The organism is Shewanella olleyana, from assembly GCF_023283825.1.
GTDB lineage: Bacteria > Pseudomonadota > Gammaproteobacteria > Enterobacterales > Shewanellaceae > Shewanella > Shewanella olleyana.
The window spans coordinates 41,452-59,082 of sequence record NZ_JAKILD010000020.1 but is presented as its reverse complement, the minus strand read 5'-3'; the positions used below and the strand labels follow the sequence as shown (position 1 = coordinate 59,082).

The window sequence follows — 17,631 nt, the reverse complement described above, 5'->3', positions numbered from 1 at the left end:
GCTATGGAATCTCAACGCAATTTAATGCTTATCGCACTACTGTTTGTCAGCTTTTTACTTTGGCAAGCATGGCAAGACGATAAAGCTCCACAACCGACAGCAACGCAATCGGTTGTTCAAACGAATAACGTACCTTCGTCAAACATTGGCGATGTACCTGATGCTGATTCAAGCATGCCTGTTCAATTACCGGCGACTCAAAATCTGATTACAGTTAACACTGATCAGCTAAACATCAAAATCGACCCAGTCGGTGGTGATATTGTTTATGCAGCACTTGTTGACCATAAAGTTGAAATCGATAGCGAAGAAGCTTTTGTTCTGTTAGAGCAAAACGGTTCTTTCAATTATATTTCTCAAAGTGGCTTAATCGGACGTGATGGTATTGATAGCAGTACTCACGGTCGTGCGCATTTTTCTGCTGAGTCTGAACTATATGAGTTAGCCGCTGGCCAAGACACTTTATCTGTACCATTAAGCTATGTAGATGCAAATGGCGCAAGCTATACCAAAGTATTTACTTTCACTCGTGGTCAGTTTGATGTGACAGTTGATTACAACGTAAACAACACCACTGCAGCGCCACTTCAAATGCAAATGTACGGTCAGATTAAACAATCTGTACAAGAGTCTGAAAGTAGCATGATGATGCCGACTTACCGTGGTGCAGCATTCTCTACTCAAGATGTACGTTATGAAAAGTATGATTTTGATGATATTGCTAAGAGTAATCTAAACCAACAAACACTAGGCGGTTGGGCAGCAATGCTTCAACATTACTACGTGTCAGCTTGGGTACCACCAGCAACAGACTCAAATACTATTTTCACAAGCATGAGTGCTGGTGGACAAGCTAACATTGGTTTCCGCGGCGCAGTACATGATATTGCTCCTGGTACACAACAAACCATTAGTGCACAGTTCTTTGTTGGTCCTAAAGATCAAAAAGCCCTATCTGATATTTCAGAAACACTTAACTTAGTAGTGGATTACGGCTTCCTTTGGTGGTTAGCCATCCCTATCTACAAGTTACTGATGTTCTTCCAGTCAATCGTAACTAACTGGGGTGTGGCCATTATCTTAATTACGCTATCTGTACGTGGTCTTTTATACCCACTGACTAAAGCGCAATACACTTCAATGGCGAAAATGCGTAACCTACAGCCAAAGCTTGCTGAGCTGAAAGAGCGTTTTGGTGATGACCGTCAGAAGATGGGTCAAGCTATGATGGAACTGTACAAGAAAGAGAAAGTTAACCCTATGGGTGGCTGTCTTCCTATCTTGTTACAAATGCCAATTTTCATCGCATTGTATTGGGTACTACTAGAAAGTTATGAATTGCGTCATGCACCATTCATGCTTTGGATTGACGATTTATCGGTTCAAGATCCTTACTACGTATTACCGTTATTAATGGGTGTGTCTATGTGGTTAATGCAGAAAATGCAGCCAATGGCACCAACCATGGATCCTATGCAAGTTAAAATGATGCAGTGGATGCCAGTTATCTTTACTGTGTTCTTCCTATGGTTCCCATCTGGACTAGTTCTTTACTGGTTAGTTGGTAACTTAGTGGCAATCACACAACAAAAGATTATTTATGCCGGTTTAGAGAAAAAAGGCTTAAAATAAGTCATAGCTCGAACTGATATAATCTTTAAAGGCGGCTATTAAGCCGCCTTTTCCTTTACTATTTTCAACAAGGTTTTCTTCAATGACAGACACTATCGTGGCACAAGCAACCGCACCAGGTCGTGGCGGCGTCGGTATCATTCGTGTATCAGGTGATAAAGCAACTGAAGTCGCACAAAGCGTTTTAGGCCATTTACCTAAAACCCGTTATGCCGACTACTGTGACTTTAAAAGTGCGACTGGTGAAGTCATTGACCAAGGGATTGCCTTATTCTTTAAAGGACCTAACTCCTTTACTGGTGAAGATGTATTGGAACTGCAAGGTCATGGCGGCCAAATAGTATTAGACATGCTGATTAAGCGTGTCATGGAAGTTGATGGGCTTCGAATTGCTAAACCAGGTGAGTTCAGTGAGCAAGCCTTTATGAACGATAAGCTTGATTTAACCCAAGCAGAAGCCATTGCTGATTTAATTGATGCCACCAGCGAACAAGCCGCTAAGAGCGCGTTAAACTCGCTCCAAGGCGAGTTCTCGGATGAAGTCCACCAACTTGTCGAACAAGTCACTAATTTGCGTTTATACGTTGAAGCAGCGATTGATTTCCCAGATGAAGAAGTGGATTTTTTATCAGACGGTAAAATTGCTAATTCTCTGTATAAAATCATCGATAAACTCGACTCTGTCCAAGCCAGTGCTAAACAGGGTTCTATTATTCGTGAAGGCATGAAAGTTGTCATTGCGGGTCGCCCTAACGCGGGTAAATCTAGCTTGTTAAATGCATTAGCAGGTAAAGAATCCGCTATTGTGACTGAAATTGCTGGAACTACCCGTGATGTACTGCGCGAACACATCCATTTAGATGGCATGCCACTGCATATTATCGATACAGCAGGTTTGCGTGACACAGCTGATACCGTAGAAAAAATTGGTATTGAGCGCGCATGGGATGAAATAGCCACTGCTGATCGGGTGTTATTTATGGTTGATGGCACCACGACTACCGACGTTAATCCACATGATATTTGGCCTGACTTTATAGACCGTCTGCCATCAAGACTTGGTGTCACCGTTGTACGTAATAAAGCCGATTTAACCGGCGAGCCAGTTATGACGACTGATGAGCACGGTTATAACGTTTACCGCATTTCAGCTAAAACAGGTTTAGGTGTTGAAGAGCTTAAACAACATCTTAAGACTCTCATGGGCTACCAAAGTAACCTTGAAGGTGGGTTCATCGCCCGTCGTCGTCATTTGGAAGCATTAGACTTAGCTTCAAGTCACTTGCAGTTAGGAAAAGAGCAACTGGAAGTGTATTTAGCCGGTGAATTGTTAGCAGAAGAACTGCGTATGGCACAAATGGCCCTCTCTGAAATTACCGGTAAGTTCACCTCAGATGATTTACTTGGCAAAATCTTTAGTTCTTTTTGTATTGGTAAATAGCCCTTATGAGTTTAGCAAATACCGTTATCGTACTCGATTTCGAGACCACCGGCTTATCACCTGATAACGCTGATAGAGCCATTGAAATTGGCGCTGTTAAGCTGGTGAATGGAGTTGTAGTAGACTCGTTTCAAGAATTAATGAACCCAGGACGTCGGGTAAATAGTTTTATTGAAAACTACACAGGTATTAGCAATCAAATGCTGCAAACAGCCGATGATTGCGAAACTGTCATGGCACGCTTTGCTGATTTTATTGGAGACTTCAACCTAGTAGCCCATAACGCTAGCTTTGATAAGAAGTTTTTAGATGCAGAGTTCGAGCGAATTAATCATCGATATTCAGGACAATTTTCTTGTTCTTTATTGTTATCACGCAGAATTAACCAAGAAGCGCCTAATCATAAATTAGGGACCTTGGTTGATTACCATCAACTACCTAATGATGGTGTTTTTCATAGAGCATTAGCAGATGCCACCATGACAGGACATTTATGGCTGCATCAACTTAATACCATTGAGCAATATAGTCCCAACCAAGAAGTCACATTTGATAAGATTCAAAAGATTACTGGTATGCCAAAAGCGAAAGTCATGGCCTTTTTGACGCAATAATCTTAAAATTAAATACCTTATGCCGCAGTTTGATGTTGCGGCATTTTACTTAACCATTCTTTAAACTTAGTAATAGCAGGTAATCTTTTATCTGAGTGCCCTAGTAATTGAACGATGGCATAACAGTATTGATAATATAGCTGAACATCATTTCCGTCCTTATCTGCATCATCACAATTAATCATCGCACCACGTAAGTAGCTCATCACTAATTCATCACGATTAAAGCCTTCAACCTTGCCTATTTTTGCAATAATTCCATGAAACCATAAAAAATAAGCATCGTAACTTTGCTGATAAGCTACCTGATACACCTCACTAGCTTGAGATAAAACATCAGAGTTAGGCATGACTCTTTCAATGACAAAGGTTTTATTAACTAAGGTATCGTGTAAACGCCAACATTGATGAGCTAAAAACTGAATAAGCGGGTCTTGATAATGTTGTTCATCAAGTGCAGCCTGAACACTCCAACGATTTAAATCATGAATTGCTACAGCAACCATTAAATCAGCCTCTGTAGGGAAGTGATTATAAATAGTCCCCTTAGATATTTGGCTAGCTTGAACTAAATGTGAACGACATAAATCAAATGTTTTATGCCCTCTTAAACAACGCTGAGATACTTCGACTAGGTATTCTCCTCTTTGCTGCCAAGTACTCATGATGTATCCCTTACTTTGAATGAAAAATATGTTACCAGTTCACATTCACACGATAACAAGCTTTTTACGTTTTCGATATTAAGTAATACTGATACCACTATGATCAATCTCAATAGCCAGATTATCTAAAGCCAATGTTAAAAATTGAATTACTAGAAAGCTTCATCGCGGTCGCCGAAAATGGCAACCTTTCAAAAGCTGCTGAGCAGATTTGTCGAACCCAATCAGCATTAAGTCTGCAAATTAAAAAGCTTGAAGAAAGTGTTGGCCAGCCATTATTAATCCGCGATAACAAAGGTGTTACGCTGACCGATTCAGGTGTCACTTTACTTAACTACGCCTATAAAATGATGCAACTCAATTCAAAGGCTTTAGATGATTTAAAAGATTGCCAAAATCGAGAAATCATTCGACTTGGTGTGCCAACAGACTATATAAAACGTTACTTGAGCAGTTGTTTATTAGAATTTATTCGTGAATTCACATGTATTGAATTGGTTATAGATACTGACGTTAGTGGAAATTTATATAAGCGCTTACAGCAAGGCGAGTTTGACGTCATTGTAGCAACTCATTGGCAAACACCTGCAAATGGTGAATTACTGTTTGAACGACGCTTTCATTGGGTCGCAGCCAAAAATGGCAATGCCCATAAGCGTAACGTGCTTCCAATGGCACTTTATCCAGAAAACTGCCCTATTCGTGCGCAAGTGTTCGCTAATCATCAGCTGACAATGCGATCAATCAACGTATTATTATCAACGCCTTCACCACAAGCATTATGTATGGCCGTCGAAAATGATCTGGCAATTGCACCTGTTGCAGAGTTTCGGATCAGCGACAAAATGCAAATATTAGATCCCATTGAACATGGCCTGCCTATTTTACCTGTGTTCAATGAAGCGCTATACCTCAATCCTGATACTCAAACTGATGCAACACAACAATTGATTACCCTAATCAAAGCCAATGTTGAGAACTTAGCCGAAGTGGCTGATAGCTAATCTATCTATTTATCTATAAAAACAGTTAAACATAAAAAAGCCCCTAACCAACGGGTTAGAGGCTTTCAAAAGACTTCATAAATGAATTTAAATGGGGAAATTAAAACTCAATATTCAATCTTCTTTTGAGGCGTATCAGTTAAGTATTATTTTTTGTGCTTATCATACTTAAATGTATGACAGTTACTACAAATCGGCTCTTTCGCTTTATGTTCACCATGACATTCCTGACAAGGTAACTCTTTACCGTAATGTAAGTTGTTATGTGGGTTTTGCCACTTATCTTCTTCACTACGAGCAGTTGTTTCAGCAAGTTCATCTACATCATGACACTGCTGACAAGCTTGATCTGATGGAAATTGCTTAATGCCATTGTCATGACAGGTTTTACAATCTTTACCAATCACTTCTTGGTGATGATCTCTAATTTCTACCGCTTGAACGGCTGCACTGCTTAAACAAAGTAAACCCATTGCAAGCATCATCTTTAATGTTTTCATCAATAATTCCTCTTGTGTTTTGGGGCTAAGCTTTCATCATGCTGCGGGCGGCTGTCATTCCCATGACCATACATTCAGGAATAGAACAACTACCTAAACGACTCACACCATGGATACCACCACACACTTCACCAGCGGCATATAAACCAGCAATAGGATTACCAGTAAAGCTGTCTTTTACTTCTGCTTTAGTTGTAATTTGCACACCACCTTGGCAGTAATGCACTTTTGGCCATAAACGAACAACGGTAAACGGTGCTTCAATATACTTGTCTTTCGCCTTGGTCATATTCTTGCCAAATTGAGTATCTTCACCTGACTTAACGTACTGGTTATATTCTTCAATTTGGGTTTTAAGTGCTTTAGTTGGTACATTAAAATGAGAGGCAAGTTCTTCAATAGAATCAAACTTCCAGCCCACATTGTACTTAATCACTTTCTTAGTATTAGGGTGCTTTTTAGAATCCTTATAACTGGTGATTAAGATTGGAGGTAGTGCATTTCCTTTTTCATCACGACATGCAAGCTCGGCATCGGCACGCGTTTTACGGTCAGCAATTTCGTTCATAAAGCGTTTACCTGTTAAACGGTTAATCGCAATTGAATGAGGGAAATTGTAAATAGAATAGTTAGACACGTAACCAAAACCACCTTCATCAGGTGATGCCCATGGACCTGATTGAATATGAGCTAAATGAACAGGTACTGCACCTAAGCGGAACATTTCATACATGCCTTCACCTGTAGCACCTGGGGCATTGGTACAACCTACTTCTGAGGTTAATGTTGGATCTTGCGCCATGCGAAGATTAACGTTTTGAGCAAAACCACCTGTTGCCATAATCACACCACGTTTGGCACGAATATTAATGACTTTACCTGGCTGCTCTTCATCAAAGTGGTAGTTATCACGCATTTTAACGCCAAGAACTTCGCCGTTACCACCAATCAAGAAACCTTCAAACTTAGAGCGGTTATGAGTATGAACACCCAAATCACGACACTTATGTAATAAAGGTTGGGTAATACCCGCACCACAACTCACGGTTGTTTGGTAAGTACGTGCAACAGAATGACCACCAAGCTGTTGCAGATATGGATGGTACTCAGAGCCCGCATCAAAAGTCATTTGTAAAGCTTCCATTGCATGCTCAGCAACATGGCGAAGTAATGCTTCATCGGCAATACCACGTCCAGCAGCCATTTGATCAGCGACCATGCGATCAACAGAATCTTTTACGCCTTCTTTAGATTGCATTGGCGTTCCTGGTGCTGCAAATAAGCCACCATTAATCGCTGAATTACCACCAAAGTAAGACATTTTTTCAAAAATATGGACATCTTTTGCGCCCAGTTTTGTTGCCTCAATCCCTGCAGCTAAGCCAGCAAATCCAGAACCAATAATAACGATTTCAACTTCTTTATCCCACTTAACACCGTCCGTTTTTTCAGAAACAGCCATCGCTGGAGCTACCATTGCAGCACCCGCTGCAGCGCCTAAACCCGCGATAAATTTACGGCGTCCTAACAGATCTACATTACTCATAGGTCATCACCCTTTGTTTAAATTGACCTAACCATCATAAAGATGGAATCAATTCCAAAAAGGGAATTAAACAGCAGTTAGATATATCTAAAGGAGTAGATTTACAAAAGTTAACTGGAGCTCATATTTTAAACAAATATGGACGTAAGATAGCGATTTGGAACTTATTCCAAATCGTTAATTAGGATTTATTAGCTAAATGGTAAAGCAAACCATTTTTGAAGTAGCAAAAATCATTTTTGCGAAAGGCACTCGGTCAGCTTATCCACCAGTAGCCTGACTTTTGGCGATAAATGACGATTGTGTGGATATAGAGCCCAAATACCTTCTTGCTCTTGCTGAAATGAAGCTAACAGTACGTTTAATTTATTATCAGCAATGGCCTGCTTAACGTAATAACCAGGTAGCTGCACAATACCTAAACCTTTTAATGCAGCATCAAGCAAACTTATGCCACTGCTACACTGCAAGTTGCCCTGCACCTTTATACTTCTGTCTTTACCTGACTCATTAAAATGCCAGTGAGGCTGAGAACCTATTAAACAGTTATGCTGACTCAGCTCAGATAAAGTATAGGGTGCACCAAAGCGATTAATATATTCTGGAGCTGCGCAAACAAACTGCTCACGACTGGTGAGTTTTTTTGCCATCATGCTTGAGTCTGCTAATCGCCCTAATCGAATAGCCAAGTCATAACCACCTTCGACTAAATCTAATTGTCGATTGGTGAGTTCACAGATGACTTCAACATCTGGATGCTGTTGCATGTAATCCGTCACTATCGGCATGATAAATTTTTCACCATAGGTCACTGGTGCTGTCAGCTTAATTAAACCTTGGGGTTTATTTTGTAAACTACTAATAGCCCGTTCAGCCTCTTCAAGTCCATCTATGACTTGCCGGCAATGACGGTAGAAAACTTGGCCTTCTTCAGTAAGCGAGACTTTTCTTGTAGTGCGGTAAAACAGTTTAGTATTTAACCTATTCTCAATTTGACTGATTTGGCGACTAACTTGAGCTGTCGAAATAGACAATCGCTTTCCTGCCGCGGTAAAACTGTCGGTTTCAGCGACTGCGACAAACTCATAAACACCTTCCCATGGCAGCATTATTACTCACTCGTAAAAGTCATTTGTTATTTAAGCTTATTATCAACTGACAGAAAATAAATACAATAGCTCTATTAATACAAAATCACATCTACACTAAGTAGATTGCTTTTATCGAACGTCATTAAAAAAGGACAAACATAATGTCAGCACAATTTATTAAGTCAAAAGCCGCTGTAGCATGGGGACCAGGTCAACCGTTATCAGTTGAAGAAGTCGATGTTATGTACCCTAAAGCTGGCGAAGTCATGGTTAAGATTATCGCTTCAGGTGTTTGTCATACTGATGCATTTACGTTATCAGGTGATGATCCTGAAGGCGTGTTCCCAGCGATTCTTGGCCATGAAGGTGGTGGTATTGTAGAAATGGTCGGCGAAGGCGTAACCAGCGTAAAAGTTGGCGACCATGTTATTCCGCTTTATACGGCTGAATGTGGCAAGTGTAAATTCTGTACATCAGGTAAAACTAACCTTTGTAGCGCGGTTCGCGAGACTCAAGGTAAAGGCTTAATGCCAGATGGCACCACACGCTTTTATAAAGATGGTGAACCAATATTCCATTATATGGGTTGTTCAACATTCTCTGAATACACAGTACTACCTGAAATTTCACTAGCAAAAGTTAATAAAGATGCGCCTCTTGAAGAAGTGTGTTTATTAGGTTGTGGTGTAACGACAGGTATGGGCGCAGTACTGAATACGGCTAAAGTTCAAAAAGGCGATACGGTTGCAATTTTTGGTCTCGGTGGCATTGGTTTATCGGCCATTATTGGCGCAACCATGGCTGGTGCATCACGTATTATTGGTATTGATCTCAACGAATCTAAATTTGAACTGGCCACTAAACTTGGCGCCACAGATTGTATTAACCCTAAAAACTACGACAAGCCTATCCAAGATGTGATTGTTGAACTCACTGATGGCGGTGTAGATTTCTCATTTGAATGTATCGGTAACGTCAACGTTATGCGCAGCGCACTTGAGTGTTGTCATAAAGGCTGGGGCGAATCAGTCATTATTGGTGTAGCAGGTGCTGGCCAAGAAATTTCTACTCGTCCATTCCAATTAGTTACTGGTCGAGTTTGGAAAGGCAGCGCATTTGGTGGTGTTAAAGGTCGCAGTGAATTACCAGGTATTGTTGATCAGTATCTAAATGGTGAGTTTAAACTTGATCACTTTATTACCCATACTATGGGCCTAGAAGGTATTAATGATGCTTTCGATCTAATGCACAGCGGCGAAAGTATTCGCTCAGTGATTCATTTCGAAAAGTAAATATTTAGTTCAATAGAATGGCGCCAACTTCATCTGATTAGGTTTAGTTGGTGTCAGCAACATGGCCTGTAAAAGGATCTCGAATGACCATTGAAAATATCAGCAGTAATAAAGTGTTTGGCGGATGGTTGAAGCAATACACCCATACTTCAACTACGGTAAATTGCAGTATGCGTTTTGCTATTTATTTACCACCGCAAGCGGCGACCCAAAAAGTCCCCGTACTTTATTGGTTATCAGGACTCACTTGTACTGATGAAAATGTGATGCAAAAGTCCGGCATTCAACGCATTGCAGCTGAACTTGGCATTGCCATTGTCGCACCAGATACTAGCCCGCGTGGAGAGAATGTCGCTGATGATACCGATGGCGCTTATGATTTTGGTTTAGGTGCTGGCTTTTATTTAAATGCCACCCAAGCTCCCTTTAATACTCATTATCAAATGTATGACTATGTTGTGCATGAATTACCTAAATTGGTCGAACAACATTTTCCTGTCACTGATAAGCGCAGTATAAGCGGTCACTCAATGGGCGGACATGGCGCCATAACGATTGGTCTTAAAAATGCCGATCGATATCAGTCCATATCAGCGTTTAGTCCTATTTGTCATCCGATCGATTGCCCATGGGGATTGAAAGCATTTAATGGTTATTTAGGTCAAGATAAACAAGATTGGCTTGAATATGACAGCGTTGAGCTAATCAAAGCATCAAATTCAACCGTACCTATGCTGGTGGATCAAGGCACTGACGATAACTTCCTTGAAGAACAACTGAAGCCAGAAACCTTAGTTGATGCTGCTAAAATAAAGAACTACCCACTGACTTTACGCATGCAGCAAGGTTATGATCATAGTTACTTCTTTATTAGTAGTTTCATTGAAGAGCACCTTCGTTTCCATGGTGAATACTTGTTAGCAGAGTGAAGCTTTAAAGCTGTTGAATAAAAAAGGAGTGAGCCTTAACAGACTCACTCCTTTTTATTATATTTAAATGACAATTAATTCATTTAGTTAGCTTTAAGTTTAGCAAAATACAGTTTCGATGCTTGTCTGACTTTTGGCGCTAATAAAATAGCTGATGTCATAGTAGGCATAGCCATTAATGCATATGCCGCATCAATAATATTGACAATTTCGCGTAAACTGGCCGTTGCAGCAAATAAAATTGCACATAAAAAGAAGTATTGGTAATAACGTAACCGCTGACGACCAAATAAAAAGGCAAAACATTGCCCGCCATAAAAAGCCTGCGTAAAAATGGTACTAATACTGAAAAAGACAACACACAGGATCAGTAAATAAGGCCCGACTCCAGGCATCGTTATTTCAAACGCTTGTGCAGACAGGTTTACCCCTTCAGCTTCAGTGCCTTGCCAAACTCCAGAAATAAGAATGATCATCGCGGTGGCCGTGCACACTATTAAGGTATCGATTGCGGGGCCAAGCATAGCAACAAGCCCTTCTTTTACCGGCTCATTGGTTTTAGCACTACCATGTGCCATCACTTCAGTACCAATACCCGCTTCGTTTGAGAACGCAGCGCGACGTATACCAATCAACATGGTGCCTAATATGCCACCACCCACTGAATTTAGTGAAAAAGCTTCGGTAATGATTAACTCAAAGTAACCAGGAACATCCTCTAAATGAGTGGCAATAACATAAAAGGCGCAGCTCATATAAATGAAGATCATTAACGGCACCACTTTAGATGCAACAGAGGCTATTCGTTTGATCCCGCCTAAAATAACGCTAGCAACAACCAACATCACCACAATCCCTAACGATAAATCGACCCAAAAAGTAGATTCATTAGCAGGGAAATGACCAGGTTTTACAATTAACCACTCACGAATAATCTGCACTAATTGATTTGAATTAAATAACGGAAAGTTACCTACTAGGCCTACAACACAAAAAAACACCGCTAGAAAATGCCACTTTTTCGATAAACCTTGAGTAATGATGTACATGGGACCACCCTGCACATCACCATTCTCATCTTTACCACGATACATAATGGCTAAAGTACAAGTAAAAAACTTCGTTGCCATACCGACAATAGCGCTGATCCACATCCAAAAAATAGCCCCTGGACCGCCGACCATAATAGCAACGGCCACACTGCCTATATTGCCCATACCCACAGTACCCGCCATGGCACTAGATAAAGCTCCAGCATGGCTAATATGCCCTTCAGCTCCTTTATCTGGATGTTTTCCACGGACAATATTGATGGCATGCCCTATATAACGAAATGGGATAAACCTAGAATAAATAAGGAAAAATAAGCCACCACCGACTAAAAGAACCAGCATGTGTGGCCCCCATGCTAAATCAGCAATTTCAGCCGTAATTGAAACTAGAGACATAAGTAAGTTACAAGTTTGTTAAAAGTTATCTTTGAAAATACGGACAAAAACCGCTTTGTGCAATGGCAAATCTGCGTAAACTATGACTTAAGCAACGGCGAATAATGATCAAACTTAGGTATTAACATGGCAAAAATAGAGATATTAGTGGGTACGACACAAGGCGGAACTGAATATGTAGCAGACGATATGGCTGCTCAATTAACCAATTTAGGTCATCAAATAACGATACATTTAAGCCCAAATCTAACCGATTTAGACCTTAATTCACTGTGGATCATTGTTTGTTCTACACATGGAGCAGGCGATCTTCCAGACAATATTGATCCTTTTTATCAGCAATTGATCAGCACAAATGAAGATCTCAGTTCATTAAAATACGCATTATGTGCCATTGGTGATTCAAGCTACGACACTTTTTGCCAAGGCCCTGAAAAAATAATTTCTCAACTCGATCTTTTACATGCAGAAGCAATTGTGAATAAGATCCAAGTTGATGTACAAATGGATCCTGTACCTGAAGATGCTGCTTTAGCTTGGTTATCAGAGTGGCAAACTGATATTAAGTAGATCTAATCTTTTAATATCTTTATTTATACTCACAGTAATAGTTAATCTTATCCACAATAAGTTAATTTAAAAGATAACTATGTGGATAAGCTATTATTTTATCCGATCATAACTTTGTATTGATCCACAGCTGATCTCACTAATGATCACCCCTGTGGATAAGTAGGCGATCTATCCCCAAGATATATTGATTTAGATCGCAGCTAGATCACAGGATCATTTTCTCGTTAACTTATGATTATTAAAGATAAATAGGCTTTTCCACAGAAAACCTCGATCCTAATAGTAACAGTAATAAAAAGATCTATTTAAAGATCTTAAGATCTATTAAGCGAAGCTGGTCTGATCAAATTGAGAAAATTGATCATTCCCGAAAGGCAAAGCAAGTGCTAAAATACTCGGCTGATACAGTCTGTCGATTTTAAAATCTAATTTATTTGTAAATTATAAAATTACTTTTACCCAAGGTTACAAAATGCATTTTCATGAACGGTTTGATGTTATTGTTGTTGGTGGTGGTCATGCCGGAACGGAAGCGGCACTTGCAGCAGCAAGAATGGGATCAAAAACCCTATTACTGACTCACAATATCGATACCCTTGGACAAATGTCTTGTAACCCAGCCATTGGCGGGATTGGTAAAGGCCATTTGGTTAAAGAAATTGATGCTTTAGGTGGTGCAATGGCAACAGCCACTGACTTCGCAGGTATTCAATTTAGAACCTTAAATTCGAGCAAAGGCCCAGCGGTTAGAGCGACTCGTGCACAAGCAGACCGAGCGCTTTATCGTCAAAAAATTCAGCAAATTCTTCAACATCAACCCAATTTACGTATTTTTCAGCAAGCTGTAGATGATTTAGTTGTTGAAAATAATAAAGTTATTGGTGTTGTCACTCAGATGGGATTAGCATTTGAGTCGCCAAGTGTAGTGTTAACTACTGGTACTTTCCTAAGCGGTAAAATCCATATTGGATTAGAGAATTACAGTGGTGGACGAGCTGGTGATCCACCAGCAATAGCATTGGCAAACCGATTGAAAGAACTACCGATCCGAGTTGGACGCCTTAAAACGGGGACTCCACCAAGAATCGATGCCAACACCATTGATTTTGATAAAATGCAAGAGCAGAAAGGTGATGATCCATTACCTGTAATGTCATTTATCGGTGATGTAAACCAACATCCGCAGCAAGTCTCTTGTTTTATCACCCATACCAATGAAAAAACTCACGATATTATTCGTGGTGGACTTGATCGTAGCCCAATGTATTCAGGGGTGATTGAAGGTATTGGTCCAAGGTATTGTCCATCAATCGAAGATAAAATTAATCGATTTGCTGACAAAAATTCCCATCAGATTTTTATTGAACCTGAAGGGTTAACGACTAATGAGATCTACCCAAATGGGATCTCAACCAGCTTACCTTTTGACGTGCAATTAAATTTAGTTCGATCAATTCAAGGCATGGAAAATGCTGAGATCATTCGACCTGGTTATGCCATTGAGTATGATTATTTTGATCCACGAGATCTTAAAAACTCGTTAGAAACAAAAAATATTGATGGTTTGTTCTTTGCTGGACAAATCAACGGTACCACTGGTTATGAAGAAGCGGGTGCTCAGGGGTTACTTGCTGGTATGAACGCATCCTTGCAAGTTCAAGGCAAAGAAGTTTGGTGCCCAAGACGTGATCAAGCTTATATCGGTGTGTTAGTTGATGATTTATCGACGCTTGGCACAAAAGAGCCATACCGTATGTTTACCAGCCGCGCCGAGTATCGATTATTACTCCGTGAAGATAATGCTGATTTACGTTTGACTGAAAAAGGCCGTGAACTTGGCTTAGTTGATGATGAACGTTGGCAGAAATTTAGCGAAAAAAGAGAATCGATTGAAACTGAATTACAGCGCTTACGCAGTAATTGGGTTCATAATAATTCGCCTTTGCTAGATGTATTAAACCCTGAGTTAAATACTCCGATTTCTCGTGAAGCCTCATTTGAAGACTTATTGCGTCGTCCTGAAATGGATTACAAAAAATTAATGAGCTTAGAAGGTTTTGGTCCTGCGATTGAAGATGCACGTGCTGCAGAGCAAGTTCAGATCCAAGTGAAGTATTCTGGTTATATCCAAAGACAACAAGGTGAGATCGATAAAGCCATACGCCATGAAACAACCAATTTACCCTTGGATCTTGATTATCAAGAAGTCGCGGGCTTATCGAACGAAGTGATCGCTAAGATGAATGAGCATAAGCCAGAAACCATTGGCCAAGCTTCTCGGATCTCTGGAATGACGCCTGCGGCAATTTCAATTTTACTGGTTCACCTTAAAAAGCGTGGTTTATTGCGTAAAAGTGCTTAATTACCAGTAAAAAGTTGTGTTTTAACTAATAAGGGAAGCTTTGAGGCTTCCCTTAGTCATTTCTGCCATTCATAATACCCGATGATTTATGATTCCCTTTGATTTTGAGGTCACTTAGCGTGTTAGCCGATCAACTTAAAACTTATCTAGCTGAAACCAATATTTCAGCGACTGAAACTCAACAGCAACAATTGGTTGGGTTTGTTACCATGCTAAATAAATGGAATAAAGCCTATAACCTGACTTCAGTCAGAGATCCTGAACAGATGTTAATCCGTCATGTTATGGACAGTTTGGTGGTTTCTCCTTATCTTAAGGGACAAAGATTCATTGATGTTGGCACTGGACCAGGCTTACCTGGGATCCCACTAGCAATTTTAAATCCAGATAAAGAATTTGTTTTATTGGATAGCTTAGGCAAGCGGATCCGTTTTCAAAAGCAAGTTCAGTTTGAATTGAAGATCAATAACATTACTTCAGTTGAAAGCCGTGTTGAGGCGTATGAACCTGAGCAAAAGTTTGATGGTGTGATCAGTCGCGCTTTTGCTTCAATTGAAGATATGCTGAGTTGGTGTCACCACTTACCAGCCGAACATGGTCAGTTTTATGCACTTAAAGGTCAATTGAGTGATGCTGAATTAACCAATATTCCTGCTGGATTTGATGTGGTAGAAACCATCACATTGAAAGTACCAAAGTTAGATGAGCAAAGACATCTGTTAAAGCTAGCGAAAAAATAATCGCACTTACAAAGAATAAATATTATCGGACATCGTAAATATGTCCTTAGGGTGAACACGTGGGTAAAATCATTGCCGTAGCCAACCAGAAAGGTGGCGTAGGAAAAACAACAACTTGTGTTAATTTAGCAGCCTCGCTTGCGGCCACAAAACGCAAGGTGCTGTTAATCGATCTTGATCCACAAGGTAATGCCACTATGGGTAGTGGCGTCGACAAATATGAAGTTGAAAATACTGCTTATGAGTTATTAGTCGAAGAAAAGCCCTTTGAAGAAATAGTCATTAAAGACACCACAGGTAAATATGATCTGATTGCCGGAAATGGCGATGTCACTGCGGCAGAAATTAAATTAATGGAGTTTTTCGCTAGAGAAATTCGATTAAAAAATGCATTGGCAGAAGTCAAAGATGATTATGACTTTATCTTTATTGATTGTCCGCCATCTTTGAATATGTTGACGGTAAATGCCATGTCAGCTGCTGATTCAGTATTAGTACCAATGCAATGTGAATACTATGCATTAGAAGGGTTAACTGCGCTAATTGATACCATTACTAAGTTAGGGGCAATGGTTAATCCTACCCTTTGTATAGAAGGGATCTTACGTACCATGTACGATCCTCGTAATCGGTTATCTAACGATGTCTCGGATCAGTTAAAGCAACATTTTGGCGAAAAAGTCTATCGCACAGTGATCCCTCGAAATATTCGTTTAGCTGAAGCCCCAAGTTTTGGCGCACCAGCAATGTATTACGACAAGTCTAGTGCTGGTGCAAAAGCCTATTTAGCGCTTGCGGGTGAAATCATTCGCCGTGCAGAGCAACAAACAGAATCTAATTAAGCGTAAGGGAATAAAATGACGTTAAAAAAGCGCGGTTTAGGTAAAGGCTTGGATGCATTGTTAAGTAACAGTAATGCTGCGAGCCGTAAAACAGAACAGACTCAAACAAAAGCTGAAACCATCGAAGCACCAAAGGAAGATGGCCTGCTAATGCTTGATTTAGATTTGTTGCAGTCTGGGAAGTATCAACCGCGTAAGGATATGTCACCTGAAGCGCTAGAAGAGCTTGCAGAGTCAATTAAATCACAAGGGGTTATTCAACCTATCGTTGTGCGTAAAGTTGATGCTGAAAAATACGAAATTATTGCTGGTGAACGTCGTTGGAGAGCATCGCAAATTGCTCAATTAGACAAGGTACCTTGTATTGTAAAGCAGGTACCTGATGAGTCAGCTGTTGCCATTGCTTTAATAGAAAACATTCAACGTGAAGATTTAAATGCAATGGAAGAAGCGATTGCATTGCAACGTTTACTTGAAGAGTTTGAATTAACTCATCAACAAACTGCTGATGCTGTCGGGAAATCTAGAGCAAGTGTGTCTAACTTATTACGTTTAAATAGTTTAAATGAGCCAGTAAAGCGTTTATTAGAGTATGGGGATATTGATATGGGTCATGCCCGAGCCCTACTTGCTATTGACGGTGAAGAGCAAACTAATTTAGCTCGATTAGTCGCTTCTAAAGAAATGACAGTTCGAGAAACTGAACGATTAGTCAATAAAGCCCTAAATCCTGCTAAAGAAGCTGAAAAGCCAACTAAAGATCATGATGTAACTCGCTTGGAGCAACAGTTAATTGAAAAACTAGGTGCTAAAGTTGCGATTAATCATGGCAGTAAAGGTAAAGGTAAAATTGTAATAAACTACCAAGATCTTGCTGAATTGGATGGAATACTTAGCAAAATCCACTAAATCTCCCAACAAAGTCATTTCAATAGTAACTTTGTAACAAGGC

16 protein-coding genes are annotated in these 17,631 nt (G+C 40.1%); 11 read left to right on the top strand and 5 right to left on the bottom strand.

The window, feature by feature from the left end; genetic code table 11:
- The first annotated feature begins 3 nt into the window (after positions 1-3).
- The 3 genes from yidC to L2735_RS14655 all read left to right on the top strand — a co-directional run bounded on the left by yidC (position 4) and on the right by L2735_RS14655 (position 3,687).
- Positions 4-1,632, top strand: coding sequence for a membrane protein insertase YidC (gene yidC / locus L2735_RS14665; protein ID WP_248985427.1), 1,629 nt, complete (start codon positions 4-6; stop codon positions 1,630-1,632).
- A gap of 82 nt (positions 1,633-1,714) precedes the next feature.
- Positions 1,715-3,073 (top strand): tRNA uridine-5-carboxymethylaminomethyl(34) synthesis GTPase MnmE, encoded by a 1,359-nt coding sequence (gene mnmE / locus L2735_RS14660; protein ID WP_248985426.1) that lies wholly within the window; start codon positions 1,715-1,717, stop codon positions 3,071-3,073.
- Positions 3,074-3,078: 5 nt separating this feature from the next.
- On the top strand, positions 3,079-3,687 hold the full coding sequence (locus L2735_RS14655; RefSeq protein ID WP_248985425.1) for a 3'-5' exonuclease: 609 nt from the start codon (positions 3,079-3,081) through the stop codon (positions 3,685-3,687).
- 17 nt (positions 3,688-3,704) lie between these two features.
- Here L2735_RS14655 and L2735_RS14650 read toward each other — a convergent pair whose 3' ends face one another.
- Complete coding sequence (locus L2735_RS14650; RefSeq protein ID WP_248985424.1) at positions 3,705-4,352, bottom strand: TetR/AcrR family transcriptional regulator; 648 nt, start codon at positions 4,350-4,352, stop codon at positions 3,705-3,707.
- A 134-nt stretch (positions 4,353-4,486) separates the two neighbouring features.
- Here L2735_RS14650 and L2735_RS14645 point away from each other — a divergent pair, with 134 nt between their 5' ends.
- Positions 4,487-5,356, top strand: coding sequence for a LysR family transcriptional regulator (locus L2735_RS14645; protein ID WP_248985423.1), 870 nt, complete (start codon positions 4,487-4,489; stop codon positions 5,354-5,356).
- A 146-nt stretch (positions 5,357-5,502) separates the two neighbouring features.
- Here the strand turns inward: L2735_RS14645 and ardB are convergent, their stop codons facing one another.
- The 3 genes from ardB to L2735_RS14630 form a co-directional block, all read right to left on the bottom strand.
- The gene (gene ardB / locus L2735_RS14640) at positions 5,503-5,856 is read right to left on the bottom strand and encodes an acrylate reductase cytochrome subunit ArdB (protein ID WP_248985422.1); all 354 of its coding nucleotides are present in this window, start codon (positions 5,854-5,856) and stop codon (positions 5,503-5,505) included.
- 25 nt (positions 5,857-5,881) lie between these two features.
- Complete coding sequence (ardA, locus tag L2735_RS14635; RefSeq protein ID WP_248985421.1) at positions 5,882-7,402, bottom strand: acrylate reductase flavoprotein subunit ArdA; 1,521 nt, start codon at positions 7,400-7,402, stop codon at positions 5,882-5,884.
- Positions 7,403-7,635: 233 nt separating this feature from the next.
- Positions 7,636-8,511, bottom strand: coding sequence for a LysR substrate-binding domain-containing protein (locus tag L2735_RS14630; protein WP_248985420.1), 876 nt, complete (start codon positions 8,509-8,511; stop codon positions 7,636-7,638).
- A 143-nt stretch (positions 8,512-8,654) separates the two neighbouring features.
- Here L2735_RS14630 and L2735_RS14625 point away from each other — a divergent pair, with 143 nt between their 5' ends.
- Together L2735_RS14625 and fghA are read left to right on the top strand one after the other, a co-directional pair.
- Complete coding sequence (locus L2735_RS14625) at positions 8,655-9,785, top strand: S-(hydroxymethyl)glutathione dehydrogenase/class III alcohol dehydrogenase (RefSeq protein ID WP_248985419.1); 1,131 nt, start codon at positions 8,655-8,657, stop codon at positions 9,783-9,785.
- 83 nt (positions 9,786-9,868) lie between these two features.
- The gene (gene fghA / locus L2735_RS14620; RefSeq protein ID WP_248985418.1) at positions 9,869-10,714 is read left to right on the top strand and encodes an S-formylglutathione hydrolase; all 846 of its coding nucleotides are present in this window, start codon (positions 9,869-9,871) and stop codon (positions 10,712-10,714) included.
- 83 nt (positions 10,715-10,797) lie between these two features.
- Here the strand turns inward: fghA and L2735_RS14615 are convergent, their stop codons facing one another.
- A complete protein-coding gene (locus L2735_RS14615; RefSeq protein WP_248985417.1) occupies positions 10,798-12,162 on the bottom strand; it encodes an alanine/glycine:cation symporter family protein in 1,365 nt (454 codons plus the stop codon).
- Between the two features lie 126 nt (positions 12,163-12,288).
- On the opposite strand from L2735_RS14615, the gene mioC reads away from it, so the two are divergent.
- From mioC to L2735_RS14590, 5 genes are all read left to right on the top strand, one after another.
- On the top strand, positions 12,289-12,732 hold the full coding sequence (gene mioC, locus L2735_RS14610; RefSeq protein WP_248985416.1) for an FMN-binding protein MioC: 444 nt from the start codon (positions 12,289-12,291) through the stop codon (positions 12,730-12,732).
- A gap of 475 nt (positions 12,733-13,207) precedes the next feature.
- Positions 13,208-15,097 carry a tRNA uridine-5-carboxymethylaminomethyl(34) synthesis enzyme MnmG gene (gene mnmG, locus L2735_RS14605; RefSeq protein WP_248985415.1) on the top strand — a complete coding sequence of 630 codons (1,890 nt, stop codon included), beginning with the start codon at positions 13,208-13,210 and terminating at the stop codon, positions 15,095-15,097.
- 119 nt (positions 15,098-15,216) lie between these two features.
- Complete coding sequence (gene rsmG, locus L2735_RS14600; protein ID WP_248985414.1) at positions 15,217-15,837, top strand: 16S rRNA (guanine(527)-N(7))-methyltransferase RsmG; 621 nt, start codon at positions 15,217-15,219, stop codon at positions 15,835-15,837.
- Between the two features lie 59 nt (positions 15,838-15,896).
- Positions 15,897-16,679 carry a ParA family protein gene (locus L2735_RS14595; protein WP_248985413.1) on the top strand — a complete coding sequence of 261 codons (783 nt, stop codon included), beginning with the start codon at positions 15,897-15,899 and terminating at the stop codon, positions 16,677-16,679.
- 15 nt (positions 16,680-16,694) lie between these two features.
- The gene (locus L2735_RS14590; protein ID WP_248985412.1) at positions 16,695-17,588 is read left to right on the top strand and encodes a ParB/RepB/Spo0J family partition protein; all 894 of its coding nucleotides are present in this window, start codon (positions 16,695-16,697) and stop codon (positions 17,586-17,588) included.
- Positions 17,589-17,631 lie beyond the last annotated feature (43 nt).

Bases quoted from the DNA above. Each gene is read 5' to 3' on its own strand.
- L2735_RS14645 (WP_248985423.1), top strand. From the start codon at position 4,487: ATGTTAAAAATTGAATTACTAGAAAGCTTCATCGCGGTCGCCGAAAAT.
- mnmE (WP_248985426.1), top strand. From the start codon at position 1,715: ATGACAGACACTATCGTGGCACAAGCAACCGCACCAGGTCGTGGCGGC.
- mioC (WP_248985416.1), top strand. From the start codon at position 12,289: ATGGCAAAAATAGAGATATTAGTGGGTACGACACAAGGCGGAACTGAA.
- L2735_RS14590 (WP_248985412.1), top strand. From the start codon at position 16,695: ATGACGTTAAAAAAGCGCGGTTTAGGTAAAGGCTTGGATGCATTGTTA.
- mnmG (WP_248985415.1), top strand. From the start codon at position 13,208: ATGCATTTTCATGAACGGTTTGATGTTATTGTTGTTGGTGGTGGTCAT.
- L2735_RS14650 (WP_248985424.1), bottom strand. From the start codon at position 4,352: ATGAGTACTTGGCAGCAAAGAGGAGAATACCTAGTCGAAGTATCTCAG.
- ardB (WP_248985422.1), bottom strand. From the start codon at position 5,856: ATGAAAACATTAAAGATGATGCTTGCAATGGGTTTACTTTGTTTAAGC.
- L2735_RS14630 (WP_248985420.1), bottom strand. From the start codon at position 8,511: ATGCTGCCATGGGAAGGTGTTTATGAGTTTGTCGCAGTCGCTGAAACC.
- ardA (WP_248985421.1), bottom strand. From the start codon at position 7,402: ATGAGTAATGTAGATCTGTTAGGACGCCGTAAATTTATCGCGGGTTTA.
- L2735_RS14615 (WP_248985417.1), bottom strand. From the start codon at position 12,162: ATGTCTCTAGTTTCAATTACGGCTGAAATTGCTGATTTAGCATGGGGG.
- L2735_RS14625 (WP_248985419.1), top strand. From the start codon at position 8,655: ATGTCAGCACAATTTATTAAGTCAAAAGCCGCTGTAGCATGGGGACCA.
- fghA (WP_248985418.1), top strand. From the start codon at position 9,869: ATGACCATTGAAAATATCAGCAGTAATAAAGTGTTTGGCGGATGGTTG.
- yidC (WP_248985427.1), top strand. From the start codon at position 4: ATGGAATCTCAACGCAATTTAATGCTTATCGCACTACTGTTTGTCAGC.
- L2735_RS14655 (WP_248985425.1), top strand. From the start codon at position 3,079: ATGAGTTTAGCAAATACCGTTATCGTACTCGATTTCGAGACCACCGGC.